Source organism: Brevundimonas sp. GW821-FHT12C05, from assembly GCF_058807475.1.
Map to the genome: position 1 here is coordinate 1,624,432 of NZ_JBXAQS010000001.1, position 25,240 is coordinate 1,649,671.

Sequence of the window (25,240 nt, forward strand, 5' to 3'; positions counted from 1 at the left end):
TTTTTCTACGGCATGCGCGGCTCAAAGAAAAAGGCGGCGGAGCCGAAGCCCCGCCGCCCGATCTTACGCACGTTTCTTCAGGTCTTAGTACTTCAGGCGAGCGCCGACGAAGAAGTACCGGCCGTTCACGTCATACGTGTTCGGATCGGTGTTGCCGTCGTTCGCGTTGTCGAAGACGGGCGGATCTTCATCCAGCAGGTTCCGGATACCGCCGAACATCTCGATGCTGTCCGTGGCCTGCCAGGTCGCGCTGATGTCGTGGTACCAGTACGAGTCAACGGTCGAGTAACCCGACGGGTCACCGATCGCCGGGATGTTGCCCTGGTTGTCCAGAGCATCGATGAACGTGCCCGAATAGGCCAGACGCACCGGACCGACATCGTAGCCCAGCGAGAGGTTGGCCTTCCATTCCGGCAGGGTGGCGCTGATGTTGTAGGCGCCAGCCGTCCCGGCGTAGTCGATGCCGTCCAGCTCATACTTGTCCAGCCAGGTCAGGTTGAACGCGACGTCGAGCTTGTCGCCCCACATCCCGCCGCCCCACGGCACGGTCCAGCCGTAACGCGTCGAGAAGTCGACGCCGCTGGTTTCCAGCGCCGACACGTTGCCCAGAGGCGCACGCGCCTTCAGGTTGCCGGCCGGGTCACGATAGATGAGCGGCAGGCCGATGCCCGCGTTGTTGCACTCGGCGACCGCCGAGACCGCGGTCGGAGTGGTGGCCGAAGCCGCCGCGCCCGCCGCGAAGCACTGCGAGACAACGCCCGAAACGCCGCCGAAGATCGTGCCGATATAGTCCTCGACCTTGATCTGGTAGTAGTCCAGCGACACCGACAGACCCTGAATGGAGGTCGGTTGCCAGACGGCGCCCAGGGTCACCGTATCCGACTTCTCTTCCGACAGACCGGGGTTGCCGTAGAAGAAGGACTCCGTCTGGGTGTTCAGCGCGACGAAGCCGCTGGCGACCGGATCGAAGCCCAGCTGAGCGGTACAGAAGTTCCGCACGCCCGTGCTGAGGGTGCGCGCGGCGCCCGTGCTCGGGTTGACGGTGGTGCAGGGGTCCAGAACGGCCGGGAAGCCCTGGTCGTTGGCCTGGAACAGTTCGAACACGTTCGGGGCCCGGCTGGCGCGCTGATAGAGGGCGCGCAGGCGCAGGCTGTCGACCGGCTCCCAGGAACCGCCGAACTTGTACGACCAGACGCCGCCAACGGTGCTGTAGTCCGAATAGCGGGCGCCCACTTCCAGTTCCAGCGACTTGGCGAAGGGCGCGTCACGAAGCAGCGGGATGGCGGCTTCGAAATAGGCTTCCTTCGAGGACGAGCTGCCCTGGACGGCGCGTTCGGCGTTGAAGCCGTAGATGTCGCCGGCGTTCTTGGCGTCATCCGGAGTGAAGCCCAGGCTGTCTTCGCGATACTCGACGCCCGCGGCGAAGCCGAGGGGGCCCGCCGGCAGTTCAAGCAGCGTTCCGGTCAGGTTGAGCTGAACGTTGTTGCGCTCGAAGATGCTGCGGTCCGTGAAGTTCAGGCGCACGAACGCGGCGGCTTGCGGCGTGATCGTACCGGCGCCGAACAGATTGATCGGCACGCAGGTCGGGAACAGCAGTCGGACGGCCGGGGCGCACTGGGTCGCCGTGCCGCCGCCGGCCAGGGCGGCGTTCAGGCGCGAGCGCGAGACGTCGTTCTGGATGGAGGTGGTCAGCTCGGTGCGGCCATAGCTGTACATGGCTTCCAGCTGCCAGTTGTCGCTCAGGTCGGCCCGGATCCCGGTGTTGATCTGATAGACGTCGGTGTTGTTCAGCTGGACGCGGGCGCCGACCTCGGCCATCCGGCGGTCGAAGTTCAGCGGCAGGGCCGGGTTGGGGCGGGTGTTGGCGTAGGCCAGCAGCGCCGGAGAGTTCTGAACGAAGAAGTTGCTGACGGGAATCTCGATGCCGGTCGCCGGGGTCGGCGCCAGCTGCGAGTTGTTGCGGGTGTCGGTGTAGAAGACTTCCGCGAACGCCTCGACGTTGTCGAGAACCTTGTAGTGACCCATCAGCGCGAGGTTGAAGCGCTCCGACGGCGACTGCAGCAGGTTGACCGGGGCGAAGTCATAGCGATCGCCGGTTCCGCCGAGGGTGTTGTTGAACGGACCGGGCACGCCCGGGGTGCGGAACGAACGACGGCACGGGTTGGCCGTCGGACAGCCTGCGGCCGTATAGGGGTTGGTGCCCAGGTTGTTCAGACCACCGTAGATGCCGGTGCCGGAACCGCCGGCGTTGCTGACTTGCGACCAGGGTCGATCTTCGTTCGGCAGGAAGCCATCGCGATCCGCATAGCCGACGAAGCCGGTGACGTTGCCGCGGCCGTCGGCCACGTTGGCGCCGAACGTCATCGAGGCGTCGAACTGCTCGCCGTCGCCGTAGCCCGAGATGCCGTACTGGGTGTTGAAGCCGAACCCTTCATAGTTCCGCTTGAAGATGAAGTTCACCACGCCGGCCAGGGCGTCGGAGCCGTAGGTGGCCGAGGCGCCGCCGGTGACCACTTCCACGCGCTCGATCAGAGCGGCGGGAATGCTGTTCAGGTCGACCGCGTTGCTCTTGTCGTAGGGGACGAAGCGGTGGCCGTTGACCAGCACCAGCGTCCGGCTCGGCCCGATGCCGCGCAGGTCGACCGTGGCCGAACCGTTGGACGGGTTGTTGGAGTTGGCGGACAGGCCGGGCACGACCTGCGGCAGTTGGTTCAGGATCTGCTCGACGTTCACGTCGCCGCGGGCCTGGATCTGCTCGGCCGTCACGGTCGAGATCGGGCTGTTGGCTACATAGTCCTGTCGAACGATGCGCGAGCCGGTGACCACGACGTCATCGATGGAGGTCGGCTCGGCATCCTGCGCCATGGCCGGCGCAGCGAAAGCGAGCGCCGAGGCCCCTGCGATGATCGTCGTCGCCAGCAGGCGGCGGCGGTTGTGTTGGAATTTCAAGTGAATCTCCCCTCTTAATGCCAGTCACCAGCTTGGTGAGGGCATCGTTGGCTGCGTAAATATTGACCCTGCGGCAAACGAATGCCGCCCCAATCCTGCCGAGTTAGGCACCGACTCGCCTGCTGCGCTAGAAAATTACACTGCTGTAATGCCGACGTCAGCGGGGTGTCGCATTCTAGACACGATCCGTTACAGCGACGATGGCTGGTCTGTTAAAGCAACTATGGCTGGCCCAAACAGACGCGGCCTGCGACAAGAACGACGCCGCATTGTTCACAGTGGAGGGATCCTATGGTCGTCAGAGTCTTGAGCGCCCCGCTCGTCGTCCTCGCTTTCGCGATAGCGACTCCGACGAATGCTCAAGAGGCGGCGCCCGTCGGGTCGCCGGCGATCGCCAACCTGTCCAGCTGCCGGACGATGTCTGTCGCGAGCGAGCGGCTCAGCTGCTTTGACCGGACCGCGCTGGAGCTGGAAACCGCTCTGCGCAGCGGGGAGATCCTGTTGGTGGACCGGACCCAGGCGACGGCGGCGCGACGCCAAGCCTTCGGTTCGACCGACGCCCCCGCCGACGTCCTGCTGCCCCCGAGGCCCCAGGACCGTATCGATGCGATCGAGACGACCCTGACCCGCGCCACCCAGGCGGGCGACGGACGCTGGACCTTCGTGCTGGCCGACGGCAACACCTGGACCCAGGTCGACACGGACCGCGTCCGCATCAACAACCGCGCCGGCGAGACTGTTCGGGTGCGGCGCGCGGCCATGGGCAGCTATCTGCTGGTCGTCGGTCACAGCGGCGCTGTCCGCGTCCGGAGGCAATGACCATGACTGCCCCCAAACCTCTGTCGCCTCACGTCAGCACCGCGTCGCAGCTGCTCCCGGAAGACCTCTCCGCGCTCACGGCGCAGGGCTTCGGCTCGATCATCAACAACCGTCCCGACGATGAGGAAGCCGGTCAGCCTTCGTCAGCCGAGATCGAAGCGGCGGCCCTCGCGGCGGGGCTGAGCTATCTCCACGCGCCGGTGCGCGGCATGCCCGATGAGCAAGCCGTCGCGGCCGTGGCGGATCGTCTGAAGGCCGATTCAGACCGCGGCGTGCGCACCCTGATGTTCTGCCGCTCCGGCATGCGCTCCACTGTCGCCTGGGCCATCGCCCAGCGACAGGAGGGCGCCGATCCCGACGCCCTGCGCGAGGCCGCCGCGGCCGCCGGCTACGACCTCAGCCGCCTGCCGCTTTAGCGGACGACCGCAATGCGCGACGCATAGGGCGCCGGCTCCGGCGTGCACGAGGCGACCGCCAACTGCGCCGCCATGAGACAGAGGAAGGCTCCGGCGATGGGCAGAAGCCGATTTGAAACAGCCAAAGCTATGGAAACGGCCATATCGGGGACTCCGCGGAAGGTTTACAGAACCCTAACGCAAACCCCGGGCCACGCCGGGAGGCCCGCTTGATCCCCTTCGTTCGGGACTTTTCCTTCGAGTACGGTCGCAGCGACCGGGTCTCGCCGCTGATCCGGCGGGTGGTGGCCGCCAATCCCGGACCGTTCACCTTCACGGGCACCGGCACCTATATCGTCGGCCGTGATGCGCCCGGCGCCGGCGTTGCGGTGATCGATCCGGGCCCGCTGGACGACGCCCACCTCACGGCCCTGCTGTCGGCGGTGAACGGCCAGACGGTCAGCCACGTACTGGTCACCCACACCCACCGGGATCATGCCCCCCTGGCCCGCCCCTTCGCCGAGGCTGTCGGCGGGGCGCCGGTGCTGGCCGCCCGCCCCCCGCTGCGCACGATCCACGCTTCATCCGCGCTGGATGAAGATGACGACGAGACCTTCGCCCCGGATGTGATCCTGACCGGCGGCGAGAGGATCGCGGGCGACGGCTGGACGCTGGAAGCCATGGCCACGCCCGGGCACGCCTCCAATCACATGGCGTTCGTCCTGGCCGAGGAGAACGCCCTGTTCAGCGGTGATCACGTCATGGGCTGGTCGACCACCGTGGTCGCCCCGCCCGACGGGGACATGACCGACTACATGGCCAGCCTGGATGCGGTGATCGCGCGGGAGTTCGACACTCTGTGGCCGACCCACGGCGCGCCGGTGACGGAGCCCGCCCCGTTCCTGGCCGCCTATCGCGCCCATCGGCTGGAGCGTGAGGCGCAGGTCCTGGCGCGACTGCGGGCGGGCGACCGGACCATCGCGGAGATGGTGCCGGTGCTCTACGCCGCTGTGGACAGCCGGCTATGGCCGGCGGCCTCCCTGTCAGTGTGGGCGCACCTCAACGCGCTGGTCCGCGACGGGCGCGTCGTCGCCGAGCCCGAGCCGACGCTTCAGGCGATTTACCGGATTGCCTGATTCCTCGGCCGCGCAGGCCGCCTTCACCAGACGCCACTCCTCGGGGCTCAAGGCGCTCCGGCCCGGCCGGGCGGCGGCGCGCGCCGCGCGGGCGCGCCGTACGGAATCGGGATGGGTGGCCATGAATTCGGCGGCCTGGTCCAGCTCGCTGGACTCGCCCTTGCCCGCCAGCCGCTCGAAGAAGGGCGCCATGCCCTCCGACGAGAGGCCGTCGGCCTGGAGCAAGGCCTGCCCGCGGGCGTCGGCCTCGGCCTCGGCGGAACGGCTGTAGCTTAGCTCTGAAGCCTGCCCCGCCAGGATGACGGCCTGCTGGCCCGCGCCCGTGCCGCCGCCGACCACCAGATCCAGCAGCATGCCGATGCCGAAATTGCGCCAGACGGCCTGCATCACGTGGCGCTTCTCCACGTGGGCGACCTCGTGGGCGATGACGGCCGAAAGCTCGTCCGGCGTCTCCGCCTGACGGATCAGGTCATCGGTGATCAGGATGCGTCCGCCCGGCATGGCCAGGGCGTTGACCATGGGCGCGTCCACGGCGCGAACCCGGATATCGAACGGCGTGTCCGCCTCGGCGGCGATGCGATCACCCAGTTGCGCCAGCACGCGCTGGCCGGCGGAATCCTTGCACGTCGGGAAGACGTGCGACAGTTGGCCGTTGATGTTGTCGCCCATGCGCTCTTCCATCGACACGGGCGTGGCGCGGGCGATGGGGCCGGACAACGCAGGCACGCCCACGGTGACGAACAGGACCACGCCCGCCGCCGTCGCGGTCAACCCGCCGATCAGCCACCATTCCCGCTGGCGGCGCGCCCGGACCTTTTCGGTCAGGCGATCACCGGCGAGCGGCGTCCACTCTCCGACCGGCAGGACCAGACGGGCGTCCCGCTCGCGCCGGGTGGAGACCCGGGCCTGATCGGCCTCGACGACGACCTCCACATCTTTCAGCCGCCACACGAACTCCCGCCCGTCGGCCCGGATGCGCAACAGGTCTCCGTCCAGTTCGACTTGCGCCACATGGGACTGGGCCGTCAGGCCGTCGTAGAAGCGGGCGTCCACCTTCAGATCGCCGAGAAGCCGAAGGCGTCGGCCAGACCCTCGCCCGTGCCGGGACCACGCTCGGTCTGTTGGGCCAGATTCAGTCGGGCCGTACCGTCGGATTTCAGCCGCTTGATCAGATACTGGGCCGTGCGCGCCTGCGCCCAGGGCATCAGGAAGCCGAGGGTGATCAGCAGCAGGAACAGATTGCTGACCGTCAGCCACCACAGCGACAGGGCATGGACATCCAGGCGGAAGGTGGCGTTGTCCACGCTCACCCCGGCGGCGATCGAGCGCAGCAGGGCGGCGTGATAGGGGGCCCAGATCAGCAGGACGAACGGCGACGCGGCCAGCATGGCGCCGTAGATGCCCAGGGTGAACATGATGCCCGGGTCGGAGACCTGACCGTCGGCCCCGGGCTGGAAAGCGCCGGTCGACATGACGATCGCCACGAAGAAGAACATCACCACGATGTAGCCGACGACGCTGCCGATCCAGCCGATGGCGAACGGACCGTAGATGCCTTCCCGCTGCGAGCGGCCCATGCGGAACCGAATGCGGCGATCGCCGAAGCGGATCTCGTCCCAGATGCGCTCGGCCAGCATCCGCTCGCCGGTGGGGCGGAACCAGCCCAGGGTGATGACGTCAAGCAGGCCGATGCCCAGGAACAGCCAGCCATAATTGACCGCCGAGCCCTTCAGCCGGAAGCGGATGCCCCGCCAGGTCGTGCGGCTGGCCATGTAGCGGAAGGCGGTGAACACCCCGAAGCCCCACAGCCACGGCAGGGCGATGTACATCGGGAACAGCAGCAGGCTCATCCAGTAGTGCCCGAACTGCACCGCGAACACGACGGCCAGGAAGGGCACGCCCAGCACCAACGCGGCCAGCAGGAAGCCGATGAACAGCTCAACCCCGCGGCCGGTGTACTCGAACGCCTCGCCGTTCAGGCGGACGCCCTTCCAGACCCGGTGGCGGACCTCCGTCTTGCCCCAGAACCGGTAGAGGGTCAGCGTGATGACGTTCAGCAGGCCGTTCTTCAGGCTCAACCCGAGGAACCTTCCGGGCTCCAGCGTCGTCGAGAAGGTCAGGGCCTCGCCCACCTCTTCAGGCGCGCTTTCAGCGATAACATCCGTCACGTCAGTCCCCCTGGCATATCCCTGTTCCGGCGTAGCGAGCGGCCGGGCCGGTGGCAACGGGGGGAAATGCTGCCGCCCCCTCGAACGTGGCGCCGTCGCCACGGCTTGCCGGCTGGACCGGTCAGCCGGTGCTGCGCAGGGCGGCGCTGAGCTCGGTCGCCAGCCGGCAGGCTTCGCCGCCGTGCGGGCGGCCCTCCCGGGCGGCTACCCGGATATCGGTACGGCCGGGGCGGATACGGATCACGGCGTCATAGCCGAAGCCGTACCAGACGGTCCGGCGGCTCCCGTCGGCGCGGGCGACGCCGACGCGGCCCAGATTGAACCCGGCCTCCTGCAGCGCCCAGGCGGCGTTCTGCGGCGCGACCTGGGTCATGACCGGGAGCGCACCGGGGCAGGCCTCGACACCCACCGCCGGCTGCAGCCCGGCGGGCCGATCCGCGCGCCTGTCCCCAAAGCCGGGGATGTCGGTCAGGTTGGTGCTGACGTTCTCGACCGGCCCGGCGGCCAGCCGCCCCTTTTGCCAGATGAAGACGCCCAGCGAGCCCACGCCCATGATCAGCCCCGCCAGGGCGACGAGACCCAGGGCGCGGAAGCTTCGCAGGGCCAGGATGACGGCCAGCACGCCGGCGGCGGCGCTGACGAACGACAAGCCCCACGCCACGGTCAAGGTCAGGACGTCATAACCGGTCTCGACCGGCAAAAGGCCCACGCGCACGACGACGATGGCCAGCAGCACCAGCAACGGCGTCGCCGCCGCCAGACCCGTCAAGGCGTGAACCGCGCCCCTGCCCTTGATCGCGGTTCGCGCCATGGCCTCAGCTTCCCGTGGTCGGGAGACGATAGTCCTTCAGCCGTTCACGCACGACCTTCTTGTCGATCTTGCCGGTGGCGCCCAGCGGGATGTCGTCCACAAAGACCACATCGTCCGGCATCCACCATTTGGCGATCTTGCCCTGCAGGAAGTCGAGGTGTTCCTGCTTGTTCTCGGATTCGCCGGGCCGCAGCTTGATCACCAGCACCGGGCGCTCGTCCCACTTGGGGTGGGCCGCGCCGATGACGGCGGCCAGCTCGACCTTGGGATGGCCCATGGCGATGTTTTCGATCTCGATCGAGCTGATCCATTCGCCGCCGGACTTGATCACGTCCTTGGCGCGGTCAGTGATCTGCATGAAGCCCTGCTCGTCGATGGTCGAGACGTCGCCGGTATCGAAATAGCCCTCGTTGTCGAGGATCTCGCCGCCCTCGCCCTTGAAGTAGGCGCCCGCGATGGTCGGGCCCTTGATCATCAGACGACCGTAGGTGTGCCCGTCGTGGGGCATTTCCTGACCGGCGTAGTTCTTCAGCTTCAGCTCGACGCCCAGCGGCGGCTGCCCCTGTTTGACCCGCCACTTCATCTGCTCGTCGTATGGCAGGGCGGCCAGTTCCGGCGTCATGTTCGACAGGGTGCCGATGGGCGAGGTCTCGGTCATGCCCCAGCCCTGCAGCACCTCGATGTCGAACTCGTCGTGGAAGGCGCGGATCAGGCTTTCCGGCACGGCCGAGCCGCCGATCAGCACCTTCTTGACCGTCGGGATCTTCAGATTGTTCTCGCGCAGGTGGGTCAGCAGCCCCTGCCAGACCGTCGGCACGGCCGCCGAGAAGGTCACGCCCTCGCTCTCGATCAGCTCATAGATGGCGGCCCCGTCCATGCGCGCGCCCGGCATGACCAGCTTGGTGCCGCCCGCCGGACCGGCGAAGGCGATGCCCCAGGCGTTGGCGTGGAACATCGGCACCACCGGCAGGATGACCTCGCTCGGCGACGCCCCCAGCACGGTCGACTGCATGCCCAGCAGCGTGTGGATGAAGTTCGAGCGGTGCGAGTACAGCACCCCCTTCGGATTGCCAGTCGTGCCCGAGGTGTAGCAAAGGCCGCAGGCGGTGTTTTCCTGGAAGTCCCCCCAGACGACATTCTCGGACGCGCCCGACAGCAAGGCCTCGTAGCATTCCGCGCCCGGCAGCTTGGTGGCCGGCATGGTCATTTCGTCGGTCAGCACCACCACCCGCTCCACGCTCGGGCAGTGCGGTAGCACGGCCTCCAGCAGGGGGATGAAGGTCAGGTCGACGAAGATGATCTTATCCTCGGCGTGATTGATGATGTAGGCGAGCTGCTCGGGGAACAGGCGCGGATTCAGGGTGTGGCAGACCGCCCCCATGCCCATGATGCCGTACCAGACCTCCATATGGCGGCCGGTGTTCCAGGCCAGGGTGGCGACGCGGTCGCCGACCTTGACGTCCCAGTTCTGCAGCACGCTGGTCACGCGGCGCGCACGGGCGTGGATCTCCGCATAGGTGGTGCGGACGATTGGCCCCTCGACCGACCGGGTCACGACCTCCCGATGACCGTGCCAATTGTTGGCGTGATCAATGATCTTGTCGACCGTCAGCGGCCAGTCCTGCATCAAACCAAGCATACGATCCCTCACGCTCTGCATCCGCTATCCGGGACGCTTGCAGCCACGCTATCGGCGCGTCCGGGGATAAGCAACGTGACGCAGGGTCAAGGCAGGCGCCAAAAGCCCCGGGCTAGCCGCCGCCGTTTCCCCGCCCTAGAAGGCCGCCCATGGCCATCCTCATCGCGATCACCGGCGGTTCCGGCTCGGGCAAGAGCACACTCGCCGAAGCCGTGGTCGCCGCCCTGCCCGACGGCGCGGCGGTGCTGCTGCGCGAGGACTCCTACTATCGCGACGCCGCCGGCCTGCCGGACTTCGACCCGAACACCTTCGACTTCGACGACGTCGCCGCCCGCGACCACGAGCTGATGATCCGCGACCTGTCCGAGCTGAAGGCCGGGCGCACGATCACGGCCCCGATCTATTCCTTCATCCACCATGGCCGCGAGCCGGGCGGCGAGCCGGTGCCCGCCGCCCAGGTGGTGATCGTGGAGGGGACCCATGTGCTGTGCACGCCGGGCCTGGTCGACCTGTTCGATATCCGCGTCTTCGTCGACACCCCGGCCGACATCCGCTTCATCCGCCGCCTGCTGCGCGATCAGGCCGAACGTGGGCGGACGGCGGAATCGGTGATCACCCAGTATCTGGGCACCGTCCGTCCCGGCCATGAACGGCTGACCGAGCCGTCGCGGGTCAACGCCGACTTCATCGTGGCCGACGCAACCGCAGCGGTTCGCCTTGAAGATCCACAGGTTGTGGTCCGTCTGGCCGCCCCGGTCCTGGCCCACCCGCTTCTGGCGGCGCTCGTCCGGACCTGACGGTCCCTGACAGGGCCCTTGCCGTCCGCCCTCGGACGCGTCACTTTGTCGCTCACCAAGCGATGAATTCCGACATGCCACCTCCTTCCGGCGACACGCATTTCCAAGATCCCAAGCGACAGGCCATCATCCGCCATGCGCGCGCGGCCTTCATATCCGTGGGCTACGCCGGGACCCGCATTGAACCCATCGCCCGCGAGGCCGGGGTCTCCACCGCCACCCTCTACGCCCTGTTCGCCGGCAAGTCGGAGCTGTTCTCGGCGGTCATCGACGACGCCGCAGCCCAGTTCGCCTACCAGATGGCCAGCGTCCGCGCCTGCGACGGCGACGCCCGCACCCAGCTGACCAGTTTCGCCGAAGCCTACGCCGGCTTCATGGGCGACGGCTTCGTGCGCTCCATCTTCCGATTGGTCATGGCGGAACGTCCGCGCTTCCAGGCCACGGCGACCCGCTTCTTCGAAAAGGGCCGCACCGAGTTCGGCGCCACCCTGATCGGCATCCTCAAGGATCACCTGGCCCGCGGCGGGCTGAAGGACATCGAGAAACCGTCGTGGGCGGCGGGCGAGCTGATGGGGATGATCGAACACCCGGTCTTCTTCGTGCCGCTGGTCACCGGCGACGAGGTCCGGGTGTGCCGGACCAACGCCCAGGTCGTCGCCCACGTCATCAACACCTTCATGGCGCGCTACGGCGCCTAACCGTCAGGGTTGCAGGCGGGACGTCCGCCAGCCCTCCCCGTCCCGCGTGAACAGCAGGCGGTCGTGCAGGCGGAATGGTCGATCGCGCCAGAACTCCACCGTCTTCGGGATCACCCGCCAGCCGGTCCAGCGTTCGGGCCGGGGCACCTCCTGCCCCTCGAAGCGCGCCGTCTCGCGGGCCACGGCCCGCTCCAGCGCATCGCGGCTCTCCAGCGGCCGCGACTGGTCCGAAGCCCAGGCCCCGATGCGGCTCTCGCGCGCCCGGCTGGCGAAATAGGCGTCCGCTTCCGCTGCGCTGACCGGCTCGATACGCCCCCGCACCCGCACTTGGCGCCGCAGCGACTTCCAGTGGAACAGCAGACCCGCCGCCGGATGCGCCGCCAGCGCCTCGCCCTTGGCGCTCTCGCGGTTGGAATAGAAGGTGAAGCCCCGTCCATCGACGTCCTTCAGCAGCACCATCCGCGCGTCGGGATCGCCCGAGGCGTCGACGGTGGCCAGCGCCATGGCGTTGGCGTCGTTCGGCTCATACCGCTTGGCGTCCTCCAACCATTCGACGAACAAGCCGACGGGCTCGCTCCGCTGGAAGATGGTCTCGTCCCCGTTGGCGGCGAGCGCGGCGGCGTACTGATCCGCATACTCTTCGCGGGTCGGGCTGGGTGGGATCACGGGCGCGGTCATGATCTCCAGATAGCCCCTCGCGTGTCCGAACGGGAGAGCCGTCACGGTTAAGCCGGTCTTCACCACGTTGATGGCTTGGTGGTTTCATGCGCGCTCGCCCCTCCTCCGAGGTCTCCTCGCTCAGCGAAGCCTGGGCCCTGCTCGGCCTGACCGGCCCGGCCGAGGGACCGGCGCTGACCGCCGCCTTCCGCGCGGCGGTGAAGGCCGCCCGCCCGGATCAGGCCGGCGGCGACGAAGCGCGCTTCCGCCGGATCATCGCCGCCTGGCGGCTGGTCCAGGCCCAGGCCGTCCAACCCGCGCTCGCCGCACCCAAGGCTCCGGCGCACGCCCAGACCATCATCGCCATCACCCCGCGGGACGCCCTGAGCGGCGGCCCCATCACCGTCCACGCCGGCGATCGGATCCTGCGCGTCCAGGCCCCCGCCGGGATGCGCTCGGGCGAGCATCTGCGGCTCAAGGGCGGCGCGGCCGACGGCGCGGACCTGTATCTTCCGGTGCTGATCCGCGCGGCGGATGGGCTGAGCGTGATCGGCGACGACCTCTATATGAGCTGGCCCATCCCCCTGCGTCTGGTCGAGGACGGCGGGCGGTTGGAGATCGACACCCACGCCGGGCCGCGCTCGGCCTGGATCGTGGCGGGCCAGAAACCGCTGCGCCTGCGCCTGAAAGGGCTGGGTCTGCCGGCGCGCGGATCACGGCCGCAGGGTCATCTGTTCGTGACCCTGACGCCGTCCGAAGACGCCCCCTCGGCGGCCGAAGACCTGCTGATCCGCTTCACCCGCGTCTGGACGCCGGACCGCATGGCGGCCTAAGCCCTAGAGCATGTCGCACAACACCTTCGGCCATCTGTTTCGCATGACCACCTGGGGCGAGAGCCACGGGCCGGCGATCGGCTGCGTCGTGGACGGCTGCCCGCCCAACATCCCGCTGACCGAGGCCGATCTCCAGCCGTGGTTGGACCGGCGCAAACCCGGCGGCAGCCGCTTCGTCACCCAAAGGCAGGAAAGCGACACGGCCCGCATCCTGTCCGGCGTGTTCGATGACGGCGCCGGTCCGGTCACGACCGGCACCCCCATCTCGATCCTGATCGACAACGAGGATCAGCGGTCCAAGGACTACGGCGAGATCGCCCGCGCCTACCGCCCGGGCCACGCCGACTACGCCTACCAGGCCAAATATGGTGTCCGCGACCATCGCGGCGGCGGCCGGTCCTCGGCCCGCGAGACCGCCATGCGCGTCGCCGCCGGGGCCGTCGCTCGCAAGGTGCTGGGGGATGACATCCAGATCCGTGCCGGCGTGGTCCAGCTGGGACCGCACCGGATCGCGCCCGAGGCCGTCGATTTCAGCGCCGTCTATGACAACGCCCTGTTCGCCGCCTCCGCCGCCGTCGTGCCCGCGTGGGAGGACTATCTGGACGGCGTGCGCAAGGCGGGCTCGTCCATCGGCGCCGTGGTCGCGCTGGAAGTCACCGGCGTCCCCGCCGGCTGGGGCGCCCCGATCTACGGCAAGCTGGACGCCGAACTGGCCGCCGCCCTGATGTCGATCAACGCCGTCAAGGGCGTCGAGATCGGCGCCGGCTTCGAGGCCGCCGAACTCTCGGGCGAGGAGAACGCCGACCAGATGCGTCTGGGCGAGGACGGCCGGCCGATCTTCCTCAGCAACCGCGCGGGGGGTGTCCTGGGCGGCATCTCCACCGGCCAGCCGCTGACGGCGCGCGTCGCCTTCAAGCCTACCTCCTCCATCCTGACCCTGCGCCAGACCGTCACCCGCGACGGGACCGAGACCGACCTGCGCACCAAGGGCCGCCACGACCCCTGCGTCGCCCTGCGCGGCGTCCCGGTCGTCGAGGCCATGGCCGCCTGCGTGCTGGCCGATGCGATGCTCAGGCACCGGGCGCAGGTGGGGTGACGGTTCTGGCTCACGCCCGACTGTGGCTGTTTCTTCAGCGGGAATGGCTCGGTCTAGCGGTTGGAGGCATGATCGCGATGCTGATCACAGCCTGTCTCGCAACCTTCCTGATCCCGACCGGGCCGGGCGAAACCGTCCATGGCACGGTAACCGGCTTCGGCATGCGTGAACGGGACGGCGGCTCCTATCGCGTCATGGCCGTCCAGACCTCCGACCGACTTGTCACCGTACGTGTCTCCATTGCTCGGGGCTGCGAAGTCGGCGACGCCGTCACGGTACGGCGCCTGCCCCATTGGTGGGGGGCGTCACACCGCCTGCCCCTTGGAGACCCGCATCCCTGTCAGAAGCGGCCCGGCTGAATCGGACTCCGTCTGGGCATTCGGGCGCCGGCCTACTCCGGCCCGAAATCGCCCAGCGTCAGCATTCCACTGATCAGGCTGCCTTCCTGGACTCCGCCGCTGTTCGTGCTCCACTGGACATCGAACGCCTTGGCTGAAGCGGTCGAGAAGTCGGCCGCGTTGGTCGTCAGCGCGACGCTGACTCCGCCTGTCACGCCATACAGGGTTATGACCCCGCCCAGGGTGGTTCCCGAGGACAGGTTCAGCTGGACGTTCATCGGGCTAATGACAGCACCGGTCACGCCCAGAATACCCGCGAACGAGAGGGTCTGCGTACCGTTGAACGTGAACTGACTGCCGTGGATCTGGAAACTCAGGGTCGTGTCGCTGTTGGCGGTCACTCCGGTGAGGTCGATCCTGATCTGTCCGTAGTCGCTCATCGTATTCCCCCGCTCGTCAGCCAGAAAAAGAAACGCCGCCCGGAAAATCCGGGCGGCGTCCCTGTCGTCTTGTCGGCGGCGTCAGTGCGCCACCACCGCGGCCCCGTCAGCCGGCGGCTGCGCGGGCGGGAGCGGTTCGGTGTTTTCGTCCCACTCCACCGGCGTCAGCGTGCCGGTCAGGGCCCACTTCAGCGCCTCGTCCGCCGTTTTGATCGGGACGATCTCCAGCGCGCCCTTCACATTGTCGGGTACGTCGGCGAGGTCCTTCTCGTTCTCTTCCGGGATCAGCACCGTCTTGATGCCCGAGCGGAGGGCCGCCAGCAGCTTCTCCTTCAGGCCGCCGATGGCGGTGACTCGGCCGCGCAGGGTGATCTCGCCGGTCATGGCGATGTCCTTGCGGATCGGGATGCCGGTCAGGACCGAGACCATGGCGACAGTCATCGCCACGCCCGCCGAGGGACCGTCCTTGGGCGTCGCGCCGTCCGGCACGTGCACGTGGATGTCGGTCTTCTCGAACACCGGCGGCTTGACGCCGAAGGCCAGCGAGCGCGCCCGGACATAGGAGGCGGCGGCGGAGATGGACTCCTTCATCACCTCCTTGAGGTTGCCGGTCACGGTCATGCGGCCGCGGCCCGGCATCTTGATCGCCTCGATGGTCAGGATGTCGCCGCCGAACTCGGTCCAGGCCAGGCCGGTGACGATGCCGACCTGATCCTCCTCGTCCGTCTCGCCGTAGCGGAACTTCCGAACGCCCGCGTACTCGGCCAGCTTGGCGTCATCCACGGTGATCGTCAGCAAATTCGCCTTGGCCATCTCGCGCACGGCCTTGCGGGCCAATCCGCCCAGCGCGCGTTCCAGCGAACGCACCCCGGCTTCCCGCGTGTAATAGCGGATCAGGTCGCGGATCGTGCTGTCGGGCACGATGAACTCGGCCGGCTTGAGGCCTGCCTCTTCCGTAACCTTGGGCAGGACGTGACGCTTGGCGATCTCGACCTTCTCGTCCTCGGTGTAGCCGCTGACCCGGATGATCTCCATCCGGTCCATCAGCGGCTGCGGCATGTTCAGGCTGTTGGCGGTGGTCACGAACATGACGTTGGACAGGTCGTAATCGACCTCGAGATAGTGGTCGCCGAACGCATTGTTCTGCGCCGGATCCAGCACTTCCAGCAGGGCCGAGGACGGGTCCCCGCGCCAGTCAGCGCCCAGCTTGTCGATCTCGTCCAGCAGGATGAAGGCGTTGGTCGTCTTCACCTTCTTCATCGACTGGATGATCTTGCCCGGCATCGAACCGATGTAAGTCCGGCGGTGACCGCGGATCTCGGCCTCGTCGCGCACGCCGCCCAGCGACATGCGGATGTACTCACGGCCGGTCGCCTTGGCGATCGACTTGGCCAGCGAGGTCTTGCCGACGCCGGGAGGACCGACCAGGCACAGGATCGGGCCGCGCAGCGAGCCGGTGCGCGCCTGGACGGCCAGATACTCGATGATCCGTTCCTTGACCTTCTCCAGGCCGTAGTGATCCTCCTCCAGGATGTCCTCGGCCTTCTGCAGGTCGATCGGCTTCTGCTTGGCCTTGCCCCACGGGATCGACAGCAGCCAGTCGAGGTAGTTCCGCACCACCGTCGATTCCGCCGACATCGGGCTCATGTTGCGCAGCTTCTTGACCTCGGCCTCGGCCTTGGTCCGCGCTTCCTTGGACAGGCGGGTCTTGCGGATCCGCTTCTCCAGCTCGAGGATTTCGTCGCGCTGGTCGTCGGTCTCGCCCAGCTCGCGCTGGATCGCCTTCATCTGCTCGTTCAGATAGTACTCGCGCTGGGTCTTCTCCATCTGGCGCTTCACGCGCGAGCGGATCTTCTTCTCGACCTGCAGGACGGAGATTTCGCCCTCCATCAGGCCGTAGACCTTCTCCAGCCGTTGCGGCACGGCGACGGTCTCCAGCAGGCCCTGCTTGTCGCCGATCTTGACCGACAGGTGGGCCGCCACCGAGTCCGCCAGCTTGGACGGGTCGGTGATTTGGGGGATGGAGCTGAGGGCCTCGGGCGGGACCTTCTTGTTCAGCTTCACATAGTTTTCGAACTGCTCGATCACCGCGCGCAGCAGGGCCTCGGACTGCGAGGGCTCGCCGGCTTCGTCGGCGATCTCCACGGCTTCGGCCTCGAAATATTCGGTGCGGTCGGTGAAGCGCGTCAGGCGCGCCCGGCCCTTGCCCTCGACCAGCACCTTCACGGTGCCGTCGGGCAGCTTCAGCAGCTGCAGAACGTTGGCGAGCACGCCGATCGGATAGATGGCGTCGGCCGACGGATCGTCGTCGACACTGTTCTTCTGGGTGGCCAGCAGGATTTGCTTTTCACCCTTCATGATCTCATCCAGCGCACGCACGGATTTCTCGCGTCCCACGAACAGGGGCACGACCATGTGCGGGAAGACGACGATGTCTCTCAGCGGCAGGACGGGAAGGGTCTTGGTCTCGGTCATGATGCTACTCCGGGGCCCTTGTTGATCTCGAGCCCGCCGCGCCGGCGGTCGGGACGCTGTGCCCCGCCGTTTCGACTCGGCCCGCCATTCGGCGGCCTTCGGGACAGTATGTGGTTTTGCGGACGCGCCATTCAAGCGTGACCACTGCAGGCGACTGGGGACCGTTCATTCCCGGCCAAGCTGCATGGATCGTGCGATGTCGAGGCCTAACAGGTAATCCGCCCGCGCCGACGGGCCTGAGGGCCGCAAGATCGACCGCGAGCGACTGTGGCCGGTCCGCAACCGTTTCGTATGGATCACGAATGTTTTCGTCCGCCCGGCCCTGACGAAAAGGGCCGCCCGCCGAAATCCGGCGAGCGGCCCCTCTGGTCTTCGGCTCCGAAGGCCGCCTTGTTAGGCGGCGCTGTCGGGCTGGGCGCTCTTCTTGCCCTTGGTCTCGGCGTAGATCAGCAGCGGCTGGGCCTTGCCCTCGATGACCTCGGCGTTGACGACGACTTCCTCGACGCCCTCGAAGGTCGGCAGCTCGAACATGGTCTCGAGCAGGATCCCTTCCAGGATCGAGCGCAGGCCGCGCGCGCCGGTCTTGCGGGTGATGGCCTTCTTGGCGACGGCGTTCAGGGCGTCGTCGGTGAACGTCAGGTCCACGTTCTCCATCTCGAACAGGCGCTTGTACTGCTTGACCAGGGCGTTCTTCGGCTCGGTCAGGATGGTGACCAGCGCCGGTTCGTCCAGGTCCTCCAGCGTCGCCAGAACGGGCAGACGGCCGATGAACTCGGGGATCAGGCCGAAACGCATCAGATCGTCCGGCTCGACGCCCTTGAGGATGTCGCCGGTGCGGCGCTCGTCGATTTCCTTGACCTTGGCGCCGAAGCCGATCGAGGCCCCTTCGCCGCGCGCCGCGATCACCTTCTCCAGGCCGGCGAAGGCGCCGCCCACGATGAACAGGATGTTGGCGGTGTCGACCTGCAGGAATTCCTGCTGCGGATGCTTGCGGCCGCCTTGCGGAGGCACGGAGGCGACGGTGCCTTCCATGATCTTCAGCAGGGCCTGCTGCACGCCTTCGCCCGACACGTCGCGGGTGATCGACGGGTTGTCCGACTTGCGGCTGATCTTGTCGATTTCGTCGATGTAGACGATGCCGCGCTGGGCCCGCTCGACGTTGTAGTCGGAGGCCTGGAGCAGCTTCAGGATGATGTTCTCGACGTCTTCACCCACATAACCGGCTTCGGTCAGGGTGGTGGCGTCGGCCATGGTGAACGGCACGTCGATGATGCGCGCCAGCGTCTGGGCCAGCAGCGTCTTGCCCGAGCCGGTCGGCCCGATCAGCATGATGTTCGACTTGGCCAGCTCGACGTCGTTGTTCTTCGTCGCGTGGTTCAGGCGCTTGTAGTGGTTGTGGACCGCGACCGAGAGCACCTTCTTGGCGTGGCTCTGACCGATCACATAGTCGTCCAGGACCTCACGGATCTCCTTCGGGCTCGGGACGCCGTCCTTGGCCTTCGAGAACGAGATTTTGTGCTCTTCACGGATGATGTCCATGCACAGCTCGACGCATTCATCACAGATGAACACGGTCGGGCCGGCGATGAGCTTGCGCACCTCGTGCTGGCTCTTGCCGCAGAACGAGCAGTAGAGCGTACTTTTGGCGTCGGTGCCGGCTGCCTTGGTCATAGACCCTTCTCACTCCCGCGGTTCACCCCGATATGAGGCGGAACGCGCTTCCTCCGCGTTTGATTCCCGAACATTGGGCGCAAAGGTCTTCAAAAATTGACAATCACCCATCCCCGCGCCCGCCACAACCCCGCGAAAGCGTGGCCATTGCCGGTTTTGGGACGTTCACTGTTGATGGGGATCACGGCGAATGTCTGACATGGGAACCCTTAAGGGATTTCGCCACACCGTTGCAAAAGGCGTGCCCGTCGTCGCGTTCGATTTTGACGGCACCCTGACGATCCGTGACAGCTTCACCGCCTTCCTGCGCTGGCGCGCCGGTCCGGGCGCGTGGGCGCTGGGTCTGGTGAAGATGGCGCCCGCCGTGGCGACCTACGCCCGCGATCGTGACCGGGGACGGATCAAGGCCGCCTCGGTCAGGGAGTTCCTCAAGGGCGTCCCCCGCGCCACGCTGGAAGCCGACGCCGAACGCTTCGCCGAACGGGTCTGGACGGGCTTCATGCGACCCGACGCGCTCAAGACCTGGAACGACTGGGGCGCGCGCGGCGCGCATCGCGTCATCGTGACCGCCAGCCCCGAGACCACGGTCGCCCCCTTCGCCCGCCGGCTGGGCGCGGACGCCCTCCTGGGCACTCATCTGACCTTCGATGCTCAGGATCGCATCACCGGCGCCTTCGACACCCCCAACTGCCGGGGCGAGGAAAAGGTGCGCCGCCTGCGCGAGGCCTATGGCGACGACCTGCGCCTGACCGCCGCCTACGGCGACACCTCCGGCGACACGGAGATGATCGCCATCGCCGAGGAGAAGGGCTTCCGGGTCTTCACCGGTCGCCCCTAGGGCTTCAGCGCCCCTCGCCGTCCACGTCGAAGACCATGGCCTTGCCGCGCGAGGTGGGCTCCCAGCCCGCCTCGATCACCGCCGTCACGGCGTTGCGGACGTAGTCGGTGTTCACGAACTGCTTTTCGGTGTCGGGACGGCCGTTCGGGCGCAGCGGCGGCGGAAACTGCACGATGGCTTCACGCTTGAAGTCCTGCAGCCGCAGGGTCACGGCGATGCCTTCCCAGACGCCGCCGTTCAGCGGCCGCGGCTGGCGCCGCAGCTCCCAGTGATAGATGTCGCCGTCGACCTGGACGGTCCCGCTGTTGTCACGAGTCTGCATGGCGGCCTGATAGCACAAAAGAAAAAGGCGCACCGTTTCCAGTGCGCCTCTTCAAGGGGTGCTCTTGCGGCGATGGCGCCGGATCAGGGCGTCTTCACGCCGTCGGCGTCGGCCTGTTCGCGGCGGTCGTAGACGTGGTCCACGATGCCCCAGGCCTTGGCTTCCTCGGCCGACATGAAGTGGTCGCGGTCCAGGGTCTTCTCGACCTCCTCATAGGTCCGGCCGGTGTGCTCGACGTAGATCTCGTTGAGGCGCTTCTTGGTGTAGCGGATGTCGGCCGCGTGCAGCTCGATGTCCGAGGCCTGACCACGGAAGCCGCCCGAAGGCTGGTGCACCATGACCCGCGCGTTCGGCAGGGCCACGCGCTGGCCGGCCGCGCCGGCGGTCAGGATCAGCGAGCCGGCCGAGGCCGCCATGCCCATGCACACCGTCGAAACCGGCGAGCGGATGTACTGCATGGTGTCGTAGATCGCGAGCGCCGACGACACCTGTCCGCCGGGGCTGTTGATGTACATGCTGATTTCCTTCTTCGGGTTCTCCGATTCCAGGAACAGCAGCTGGGCGCAGATCAGCGAGGCCATGCCGTCCTCGAAGGGACCGGTCAGGAAGATGATCCGTTCGCGCAGCAGACGCGAGAAGATGTCGAAGGCCCGCTCGCCCCGGCTGGATTGCTCGACCACCATCGGGACGAGGTTCATGTTCATCAGTTCGATCGGATCGCGCATTCGTGCCTTCTCGGGATGCTGGGGCGTGGCGACTCACCGGAGGCCGACGCTAGGTCCAGCATATCGCGTCGCCGGGCCTCCTATGCAAGGCGCGGCTCCGGTCGTTACTCCCGTTGAGCCGCCGCGGCGTCCTCCTCCGCTCCCTCGCGCGCGCCCTTCATCATCAGGTCGACGATCTCGGCGCCGCGGGCGTTGGCGCCCAGGCTGTTCTGCTCGACCCGGTACAGGGCGTTCAGGTAATCCATGTCCCAGGACGTCAGGCCGGGCGTCGTGGAATCGGTGAACACGTTCAGGACGGTGTCAAAGGCCAGCACATCGGCCTCGGGATCCACCTGGGACAGTGCCACCAAGGCGCAGTAGTCGGCAAGCTGGCTCAACGTCAGGCCGGCGGCCTTGCTCATGTCCACGACGATGATCGCGCGCAGCAGGTCATCGCGGATATCGGTGCGAAGACGCGACCCGCGCGAGATGTTCGTCGTCGGCGCGTCACGACCCGGCAGGCGCGTGGCCAGTTGCCCGCTTTCGGAATCGACCGGGGCGCTGACATGCCACCAGCGGATCGGCGCCTCGGAGGTGCGGAAGGTGTCCAGCGCCCGCATCGAGCGCGTCATGCCCGAGCCGCCGGGCCGGAAGACCGCGCGACGCTCGTCCACGATCCCGTTCGCAACGGCGCGGCCATCGGACGCGGCGATGATCAGGATGTTGGGGCGGCAGCCCGGCTCTCCGGCTTCGATGCCAAGCTCCCGGGCGACGTCCGACGTGCGGTCGGCCAGATATTGGGCGATCTCGCCCTGCAGGTTGACGACGCCGACGCAGACCGGCCCGTTCCAGCGCGCGGGGCCGCGATTGCCCGCCGGCGCAGCCAGCTCACCGACGAAATCCTGCACGACGGCGCGAAGGCGGCGCTGCTCGACGACCACATCCGACAACGTCGTGGGATTCTGCGCCGACTGCGCCTGGGCGACAGGATCCTGCGCCAGAAGGCCAGCGGCCAGTGCGATTGCTGCGAATGACATGGGGCGTCCCCTCCCGACTGATTTTGCAAGCGCTAGGAGATCAAGATGGCGGCAAGGGGGCCGCCGTTTTTCAACCCAGACACATATCCAGCCAACCTGCCCGAGAATCGCGGGGTCGGGTCAAGGCCTGAAACGACGACGCCCGAACGGCGGAACCGTCCGGGCGCGAAGGGCGAAATCGCCGGAAATCCGACGAGAGATCAGATCTCGTCTTCTTCCTTGAGCAGATCTTCCTTGGTGATCGGGGTGTCGGTCACGTCGGCGGTTCCGAAGATCAGGTCGCAGACCTTCTCCTCGTAGATCGGGGCGCGCATCTGGGCGGCGGCGTTCGGGTTCTGGCGGTAGAAGTCCAGCACCTGACGCTCCTGGCCCGGATAGTTGCGGGCCTCGTTCATGATGGCGTTGTTCAGTTCCTGGTCCGAGACTTGGACGTTGTTGGCGCGGCCGATCTCGGCGAGGACCAGACCCAGGCGCACGCGGCGCTCGGCGATCTTCTGGTACTCTTCCTTCAGCTTCTTGTCGGACTTCTTGGCGTCCTCTTCCGGCAGGCGGCCGGCGGCCTTGTCGGCCTCGACCTGCTGCCAGATGCCCTCGAACTCGGCTTCCACCATCTTCGGCGGCAGCGGGAAGCTGTGGGCCTTGTCCAGCTCGTCCAGCAGGGCGCGCTTCAGCTTGAAGCGAGCGGCCGCCGTGTACTGCTGGTTCAGGTTGTTGCGCAGCAGCTCCTTGAGCTTGTCCAGCGACTCCAGGCCGATGCGCTTGGCGAAATCTTCGTCCACCTTGGCTTCGGCCTCGGCCTTGATGGCCTTCACGGTGACGTCGAAGGTGGCCAGCTTACCGGCCAGATGGGCGGCCTGGTAATCCTCGGGGAAGGTGACCTCGATGGTCTTTTCTTCGCCGACCTTGGCGCCCTTCAGCTGCTCTTCGAAGCCCGGGATGAAACGGTTCGAACCGATCACCAGGTCAGCGTCCTCGGCGGCGCCGCCTTCGAAAGGCTCGCCGTCCAGCTTGCCCAGGAAGTCGATGGTCAGCTGGTCGCCGTCGGCGGCCTTGACCGTCTTGCCCTTCTTGTCCTCGTAGGACTTGGCCTGGCCGGCCAGCTCCGTCAGGGCCTCGTCCAGATCGGCGTCCGACGCCTCATAGGTCGGGCGGGCCAGTTTCAGGGTCTTGGGGTCGACCGGGGTGAAGTCCGGCATGACTTCCAGGGCCATTTCGTAAGCTAGGTCTTCCTGACCGGCGATGACCTTGTCCATGTCCGAGGTCAGCTTCATCTCGGCCGGAGCGGCCGGACGCACCTTGGCGTCGTCCAGGGCCTTCTGGCTGGAGCTATTCAGCTGGTCATTGATGATTTCGCCCATCAGGTCGCGGCCGAAGGTCTTCTTGACGTGCGACATCGGCACCTTGCCCGGACGGAAGCCCTTCAGCTTCATCTGCGGCGCGACTTCCTTCAGGCGCGCGTCCAGCTTTTCGTTCAGCTCGGCGACGGGAATGGTCACCGCGATGACGCGGCTCAGGCCTTCGGAGGACTTTTCGACGACTTGCATGGTCGGGGTTCTGACGCTCTGTGGCGGCGCCAATGAGGCCGGCGCGCGCGGTGTGGGATAAAGCAGAAGGGCCGCCCTTTGGAGGCGGCGCCTTTGAAGCCCGCCCTTATGTCGATGACCGCCCCAAAGGTCAACGTGAGCCGAGGCGGTTTCGGTCGAGGCCCGACGCCGCTATCTGTGCCGGATGAGCCAGTCCCCCTCCCCGATCGGCGTCGGCGTCGTTCCCGTCACCCCGCTGCAGCAGAACTGCACCATCGTCTGGTGCCGCAAGACGAAGAAGGCCGCGATCATCGATCCGGGCGCCTCCGTCGACGGCCTGCTGGCCGCCGTGAAGCAGAACGGCCTGACGCTGGAGGCTATCTGGATCACCCACGGCCACCTCGACCACGCCGGCGGCGCGGCCGAGATGCAGGAGAAGACCGGGCTGGACATCATCGGCCCGCATGAGGCCGACCAGTTCTGGATCGACCAGATCCCGGCCAACGGGCTGATGTACGGCATTCCCGATGCGCGCAGCTTCACCCCGACCCGATGGCTGGACGACGGCGACATCCTGACCCTCGGGGAGACGACGTGGGAGGTCTACCACTGCCCCGGGCACACCCCCGGCCATGTGATCTTCTTCAACCGCGAGGCCCGCTTCGCCCAGGTCGGCGATGTGCTGTTCCAGGGCTCCATCGGCCGCACCGACTTCCCGCGCAGCGACCACGGCGCCCTGCTGGACGCCATCGTGACCAAGCTCTGGCCGCTGGGCGACGATGTGACTTTCGTCCCGGGGCACGGCTCCAGCTCGACCTTCGGGGCTGAGCGACGGAGCAATCCCTTCGTCTCGGACGAGGCCCTGAGGCGCGCGCCCATCGCGCGGCCCGCCTCGGGTCCGTCCTGATCTAGCGCGCCGCCAGCAGGCCGATCAGCAGGCCGATACCCAGCGCATAGAGCGAATAGCGGATCGGCTCGTCCTCGACCGTGTGACGCAGGCGGCCGGCGCGGGCCCTGCCCCAGTCGCTGACCAGCCGCGCATCTTCCTTCAGGGCCTGCCGCAGCGGCCGAACGCCCAGCCGGCGCATCTCGTCCCGCTGCAGGATCTCGGCGGCTTCGCGGTCGAGGCGCGACGACGGCGTCTCCGGGTCGTCGATATCGTCGGCATAGGTCTCGGTCATGGGCGGGCTCCGGTTTCCGGGAGGACATCAGGCCTTTTCAATCCGCCGCCCCCGAGGACGGTTCCGCGCGCGCATCGTGATGAAACAGCCCCCGCGCGGCGGCGTTGGATCAGACGAAAGGAACCGCCATGACCCATGTGGAGCCCGAGGGCCCGGACATCGATCCCGGCGCCACCCCGCCCGAGACCCCCGACCGCTCGCCGGACGGGGAACCGGAGATTCTTCCGCCCGACACGCCGGAGCCGGATATCGACCCCGGCGCCCTCCCCGAAGAAGCGCCCCAGCAGCAGCCCGGCGACGCCAGACGCGCCGATTCGCCTGACGGGGGAGAAGGCCTGATCACCAAGCCCCTGTGATTCGTTCGCATTTCCGTGACCGAAGCGCCGGAACCGGACGGGAGTCAGGGGGTTCTTTTCGCAACCGCCACCGTCGCCACGAAAGGAACTCCAGATGGCTCAAGGTCAGCCCACCCGAGCCTCCGGCGTGTCCAAGCGGGGCTTCGCCTCGATGGACCCGGAACGCCAGCGCGAGATCGCCCGCAAAGGCGGCGCCAGCGTGCCCAGCGAAAAACGCAGCTTCTCTCAGGACCGCAGCCTCGCCGCCCAGGCCGGCCGCAAGGGCGGCGAAGCCTCCCACGGATCCCGCACTTCCAAGCCGGAATCCGGCGCGGAATAGACCTCTTCCCGACAGGTCTTTCAGAAGGGCGGCGCCGA

General features: G+C 67.3%; 26 protein-coding genes. 12 read left to right on the plus strand and 14 right to left on the minus strand.

Annotated elements, in window-relative coordinates; genetic code table 11:
* Positions 1-84 precede the first annotated feature (84 nt).
* Positions 85-2,949: a TonB-dependent receptor plug domain-containing protein gene (locus tag AC1RRF_RS07755; RefSeq protein WP_492833852.1), complete on the minus strand. Its 2,865-nt coding sequence runs from the start codon at positions 2,947-2,949 to the stop codon at positions 85-87.
* A gap of 417 nt (positions 2,950-3,366) precedes the next feature.
* Between AC1RRF_RS07755 and AC1RRF_RS07760 the strand changes: the two genes are divergently transcribed.
* From AC1RRF_RS07760 to AC1RRF_RS07770, 3 genes are all read left to right on the plus strand, one after another.
* Positions 3,367-3,768 carry a hypothetical protein gene (locus AC1RRF_RS07760; RefSeq protein WP_492833853.1) on the plus strand — a complete coding sequence of 134 codons (402 nt, stop codon included), beginning with the start codon at positions 3,367-3,369 and terminating at the stop codon, positions 3,766-3,768.
* A 2-nt stretch (positions 3,769-3,770) separates the two neighbouring features.
* The gene (locus AC1RRF_RS07765; protein ID WP_492833854.1) at positions 3,771-4,184 is read left to right on the plus strand and encodes a protein tyrosine phosphatase family protein; all 414 of its coding nucleotides are present in this window, start codon (positions 3,771-3,773) and stop codon (positions 4,182-4,184) included.
* 209 nt (positions 4,185-4,393) lie between these two features.
* Positions 4,394-5,299: an MBL fold metallo-hydrolase gene (locus tag AC1RRF_RS07770; RefSeq protein WP_492833855.1), complete on the plus strand. Its 906-nt coding sequence runs from the start codon at positions 4,394-4,396 to the stop codon at positions 5,297-5,299.
* Here AC1RRF_RS07770 and AC1RRF_RS07775 read toward each other — a convergent pair.
* The 4 genes from AC1RRF_RS07775 to AC1RRF_RS07790 all read right to left on the minus strand — a co-directional run bounded on the left by AC1RRF_RS07775 (position 5,207) and on the right by AC1RRF_RS07790 (position 9,917).
* Positions 5,207-6,352, minus strand: coding sequence for a M48 family metallopeptidase (locus AC1RRF_RS07775; protein ID WP_492833856.1), 1,146 nt, complete (start codon positions 6,350-6,352; stop codon positions 5,207-5,209). The two genes, AC1RRF_RS07770 and AC1RRF_RS07775, sit on opposite strands and share 93 nt — an antisense overlap.
* A gap of 2 nt (positions 6,353-6,354) precedes the next feature.
* A complete protein-coding gene (locus tag AC1RRF_RS07780) occupies positions 6,355-7,467 on the minus strand; it encodes a YjgN family protein (RefSeq protein ID WP_492833857.1) in 1,113 nt (370 codons plus the stop codon).
* Between the two features lie 121 nt (positions 7,468-7,588).
* A complete protein-coding gene (locus tag AC1RRF_RS07785) occupies positions 7,589-8,278 on the minus strand; it encodes a DUF1499 domain-containing protein (protein WP_492833858.1) in 690 nt (229 codons plus the stop codon).
* A 4-nt stretch (positions 8,279-8,282) separates the two neighbouring features.
* Positions 8,283-9,917: a long-chain-fatty-acid--CoA ligase gene (locus tag AC1RRF_RS07790; RefSeq protein WP_492834153.1), complete on the minus strand. Its 1,635-nt coding sequence runs from the start codon at positions 9,915-9,917 to the stop codon at positions 8,283-8,285.
* A gap of 149 nt (positions 9,918-10,066) precedes the next feature.
* Between AC1RRF_RS07790 and udk the strand changes: the two genes are divergently transcribed.
* Positions 10,067-10,714 carry a uridine kinase gene (udk, locus tag AC1RRF_RS07795; protein WP_492833859.1) on the plus strand — a complete coding sequence of 216 codons (648 nt, stop codon included), beginning with the start codon at positions 10,067-10,069 and terminating at the stop codon, positions 10,712-10,714.
* 74 nt (positions 10,715-10,788) lie between these two features.
* Positions 10,789-11,412, plus strand: a complete 624-nt coding sequence (locus AC1RRF_RS07800; RefSeq protein ID WP_492833860.1) for a TetR/AcrR family transcriptional regulator — start codon at positions 10,789-10,791, stop codon at positions 11,410-11,412.
* Between the two features lie 3 nt (positions 11,413-11,415).
* On the opposite strand, the gene pdxH is transcribed toward AC1RRF_RS07800, so the two are convergent.
* Positions 11,416-12,090, minus strand: a complete 675-nt coding sequence (pdxH, locus tag AC1RRF_RS07805; RefSeq protein ID WP_492833861.1) for a pyridoxamine 5'-phosphate oxidase — start codon at positions 12,088-12,090, stop codon at positions 11,416-11,418.
* 86 nt (positions 12,091-12,176) lie between these two features.
* On the opposite strand from pdxH, the gene AC1RRF_RS07810 reads away from it, so the two are divergent.
* The 3 genes from AC1RRF_RS07810 (at position 12,177) to AC1RRF_RS07820 (ending at position 14,357) form a co-directional block, all read left to right on the plus strand.
* Positions 12,177-12,902 carry a DnaJ C-terminal domain-containing protein gene (locus tag AC1RRF_RS07810; RefSeq protein WP_492833862.1) on the plus strand — a complete coding sequence of 242 codons (726 nt, stop codon included), beginning with the start codon at positions 12,177-12,179 and terminating at the stop codon, positions 12,900-12,902.
* A gap of 10 nt (positions 12,903-12,912) precedes the next feature.
* A complete protein-coding gene (gene aroC, locus AC1RRF_RS07815) occupies positions 12,913-13,998 on the plus strand; it encodes a chorismate synthase (RefSeq protein WP_492833863.1) in 1,086 nt (361 codons plus the stop codon).
* Positions 13,999-14,066: 68 nt separating this feature from the next.
* Positions 14,067-14,357, plus strand: a complete 291-nt coding sequence (locus AC1RRF_RS07820; RefSeq protein ID WP_492833864.1) for a hypothetical protein — start codon at positions 14,067-14,069, stop codon at positions 14,355-14,357.
* A gap of 32 nt (positions 14,358-14,389) precedes the next feature.
* Here the strand turns inward: AC1RRF_RS07820 and AC1RRF_RS07825 are convergent, their stop codons facing one another.
* The 3 genes from AC1RRF_RS07825 to clpX form a co-directional block, all read right to left on the minus strand.
* Positions 14,390-14,776, minus strand: a complete 387-nt coding sequence (locus AC1RRF_RS07825) for a hypothetical protein (protein ID WP_492833865.1) — start codon at positions 14,774-14,776, stop codon at positions 14,390-14,392.
* Between the two features lie 81 nt (positions 14,777-14,857).
* Complete coding sequence (lon, locus tag AC1RRF_RS07830) at positions 14,858-17,251, minus strand: endopeptidase La (RefSeq protein ID WP_492833866.1); 2,394 nt, start codon at positions 17,249-17,251, stop codon at positions 14,858-14,860.
* A gap of 393 nt (positions 17,252-17,644) precedes the next feature.
* Entirely contained in the window at positions 17,645-18,922 is a 1,278-nt protein-coding gene (clpX, locus tag AC1RRF_RS07835; protein ID WP_492312868.1) for an ATP-dependent Clp protease ATP-binding subunit ClpX, read from the minus strand.
* 241 nt (positions 18,923-19,163) lie between these two features.
* Here clpX and AC1RRF_RS07840 point away from each other — a divergent pair, with 241 nt between their 5' ends.
* The gene (locus tag AC1RRF_RS07840; protein ID WP_492833867.1) at positions 19,164-19,760 is read left to right on the plus strand and encodes an HAD-IB family hydrolase; all 597 of its coding nucleotides are present in this window, start codon (positions 19,164-19,166) and stop codon (positions 19,758-19,760) included.
* 4 nt (positions 19,761-19,764) lie between these two features.
* Here AC1RRF_RS07840 and AC1RRF_RS07845 read toward each other — a convergent pair whose 3' ends face one another.
* The 4 genes from AC1RRF_RS07845 to tig form a co-directional block, all read right to left on the minus strand.
* Complete coding sequence (locus AC1RRF_RS07845) at positions 19,765-20,082, minus strand: hypothetical protein (protein ID WP_492833868.1); 318 nt, start codon at positions 20,080-20,082, stop codon at positions 19,765-19,767.
* An 83-nt stretch (positions 20,083-20,165) separates the two neighbouring features.
* Positions 20,166-20,807 (minus strand): ATP-dependent Clp protease proteolytic subunit, encoded by a 642-nt coding sequence (locus AC1RRF_RS07850; protein ID WP_492833869.1) that lies wholly within the window; start codon positions 20,805-20,807, stop codon positions 20,166-20,168.
* Positions 20,808-20,911: 104 nt separating this feature from the next.
* Complete coding sequence (locus AC1RRF_RS07855; RefSeq protein WP_492833870.1) at positions 20,912-21,823, minus strand: hypothetical protein; 912 nt, start codon at positions 21,821-21,823, stop codon at positions 20,912-20,914.
* A gap of 200 nt (positions 21,824-22,023) precedes the next feature.
* A complete protein-coding gene (gene tig, locus AC1RRF_RS07860) occupies positions 22,024-23,367 on the minus strand; it encodes a trigger factor (protein WP_492833871.1) in 1,344 nt (447 codons plus the stop codon).
* Positions 23,368-23,551: 184 nt separating this feature from the next.
* On the opposite strand from tig, the gene AC1RRF_RS07865 reads away from it, so the two are divergent.
* Positions 23,552-24,253 (plus strand): MBL fold metallo-hydrolase, encoded by a 702-nt coding sequence (locus tag AC1RRF_RS07865; protein WP_492833872.1) that lies wholly within the window; start codon positions 23,552-23,554, stop codon positions 24,251-24,253.
* Between the two features lies 1 nt (position 24,254).
* Here AC1RRF_RS07865 and AC1RRF_RS07870 read toward each other — a convergent pair whose 3' ends face one another.
* Positions 24,255-24,527: a hypothetical protein gene (locus tag AC1RRF_RS07870; protein WP_291834460.1), complete on the minus strand. Its 273-nt coding sequence runs from the start codon at positions 24,525-24,527 to the stop codon at positions 24,255-24,257.
* A gap of 128 nt (positions 24,528-24,655) precedes the next feature.
* On the opposite strand from AC1RRF_RS07870, the gene AC1RRF_RS07875 reads away from it, so the two are divergent.
* Both AC1RRF_RS07875 and AC1RRF_RS07880 read left to right on the plus strand, forming a co-directional pair.
* Positions 24,656-24,883, plus strand: coding sequence for a hypothetical protein (locus tag AC1RRF_RS07875; RefSeq protein WP_492833873.1), 228 nt, complete (start codon positions 24,656-24,658; stop codon positions 24,881-24,883).
* Positions 24,884-24,977: 94 nt separating this feature from the next.
* Complete coding sequence (locus tag AC1RRF_RS07880; RefSeq protein ID WP_492833874.1) at positions 24,978-25,202, plus strand: con-10 family general stress protein; 225 nt, start codon at positions 24,978-24,980, stop codon at positions 25,200-25,202.
* The last annotated feature ends 38 nt before the right edge of the window (positions 25,203-25,240 follow it).

Bases quoted from the DNA above. Each gene is read 5' to 3' on its own strand.
- AC1RRF_RS07760 (WP_492833853.1), top strand. From the start codon at position 3,367: ATGTCTGTCGCGAGCGAGCGGCTCAGCTGCTTTGACCGGACCGCGCTG.
- AC1RRF_RS07765 (WP_492833854.1), top strand. From the start codon at position 3,771: ATGACTGCCCCCAAACCTCTGTCGCCTCACGTCAGCACCGCGTCGCAG.
- AC1RRF_RS07785 (WP_492833858.1), bottom strand. From the start codon at position 8,278: ATGGCGCGAACCGCGATCAAGGGCAGGGGCGCGGTTCACGCCTTGACG.
- AC1RRF_RS07790 (WP_492834153.1), bottom strand. From the start codon at position 9,917: ATGCTTGGTTTGATGCAGGACTGGCCGCTGACGGTCGACAAGATCATT.
- udk (WP_492833859.1), top strand. From the start codon at position 10,067: ATGGCCATCCTCATCGCGATCACCGGCGGTTCCGGCTCGGGCAAGAGC.
- AC1RRF_RS07800 (WP_492833860.1), top strand. From the start codon at position 10,789: ATGCCACCTCCTTCCGGCGACACGCATTTCCAAGATCCCAAGCGACAG.
- pdxH (WP_492833861.1), bottom strand. From the start codon at position 12,090: ATGACCGCGCCCGTGATCCCACCCAGCCCGACCCGCGAAGAGTATGCG.
- AC1RRF_RS07810 (WP_492833862.1), top strand. From the start codon at position 12,177: ATGCGCGCTCGCCCCTCCTCCGAGGTCTCCTCGCTCAGCGAAGCCTGG.
- aroC (WP_492833863.1), top strand. From the start codon at position 12,913: ATGTCGCACAACACCTTCGGCCATCTGTTTCGCATGACCACCTGGGGC.
- AC1RRF_RS07820 (WP_492833864.1), top strand. From the start codon at position 14,067: ATGATCGCGATGCTGATCACAGCCTGTCTCGCAACCTTCCTGATCCCG.
- AC1RRF_RS07825 (WP_492833865.1), bottom strand. From the start codon at position 14,776: ATGAGCGACTACGGACAGATCAGGATCGACCTCACCGGAGTGACCGCC.
- lon (WP_492833866.1), bottom strand. From the start codon at position 17,251: ATGACCGAGACCAAGACCCTTCCCGTCCTGCCGCTGAGAGACATCGTC.
- clpX (WP_492312868.1), bottom strand. From the start codon at position 18,922: ATGACCAAGGCAGCCGGCACCGACGCCAAAAGTACGCTCTACTGCTCG.
- AC1RRF_RS07845 (WP_492833868.1), bottom strand. From the start codon at position 20,082: ATGCAGACTCGTGACAACAGCGGGACCGTCCAGGTCGACGGCGACATC.
- AC1RRF_RS07850 (WP_492833869.1), bottom strand. From the start codon at position 20,807: ATGCGCGATCCGATCGAACTGATGAACATGAACCTCGTCCCGATGGTG.
- AC1RRF_RS07855 (WP_492833870.1), bottom strand. From the start codon at position 21,823: ATGTCATTCGCAGCAATCGCACTGGCCGCTGGCCTTCTGGCGCAGGAT.
- tig (WP_492833871.1), bottom strand. From the start codon at position 23,367: ATGCAAGTCGTCGAAAAGTCCTCCGAAGGCCTGAGCCGCGTCATCGCG.
- AC1RRF_RS07865 (WP_492833872.1), top strand. From the start codon at position 23,552: ATGAGCCAGTCCCCCTCCCCGATCGGCGTCGGCGTCGTTCCCGTCACC.
- AC1RRF_RS07870 (WP_291834460.1), bottom strand. From the start codon at position 24,527: ATGACCGAGACCTATGCCGACGATATCGACGACCCGGAGACGCCGTCG.
- AC1RRF_RS07875 (WP_492833873.1), top strand. From the start codon at position 24,656: ATGACCCATGTGGAGCCCGAGGGCCCGGACATCGATCCCGGCGCCACC.
- AC1RRF_RS07880 (WP_492833874.1), top strand. From the start codon at position 24,978: ATGGCTCAAGGTCAGCCCACCCGAGCCTCCGGCGTGTCCAAGCGGGGC.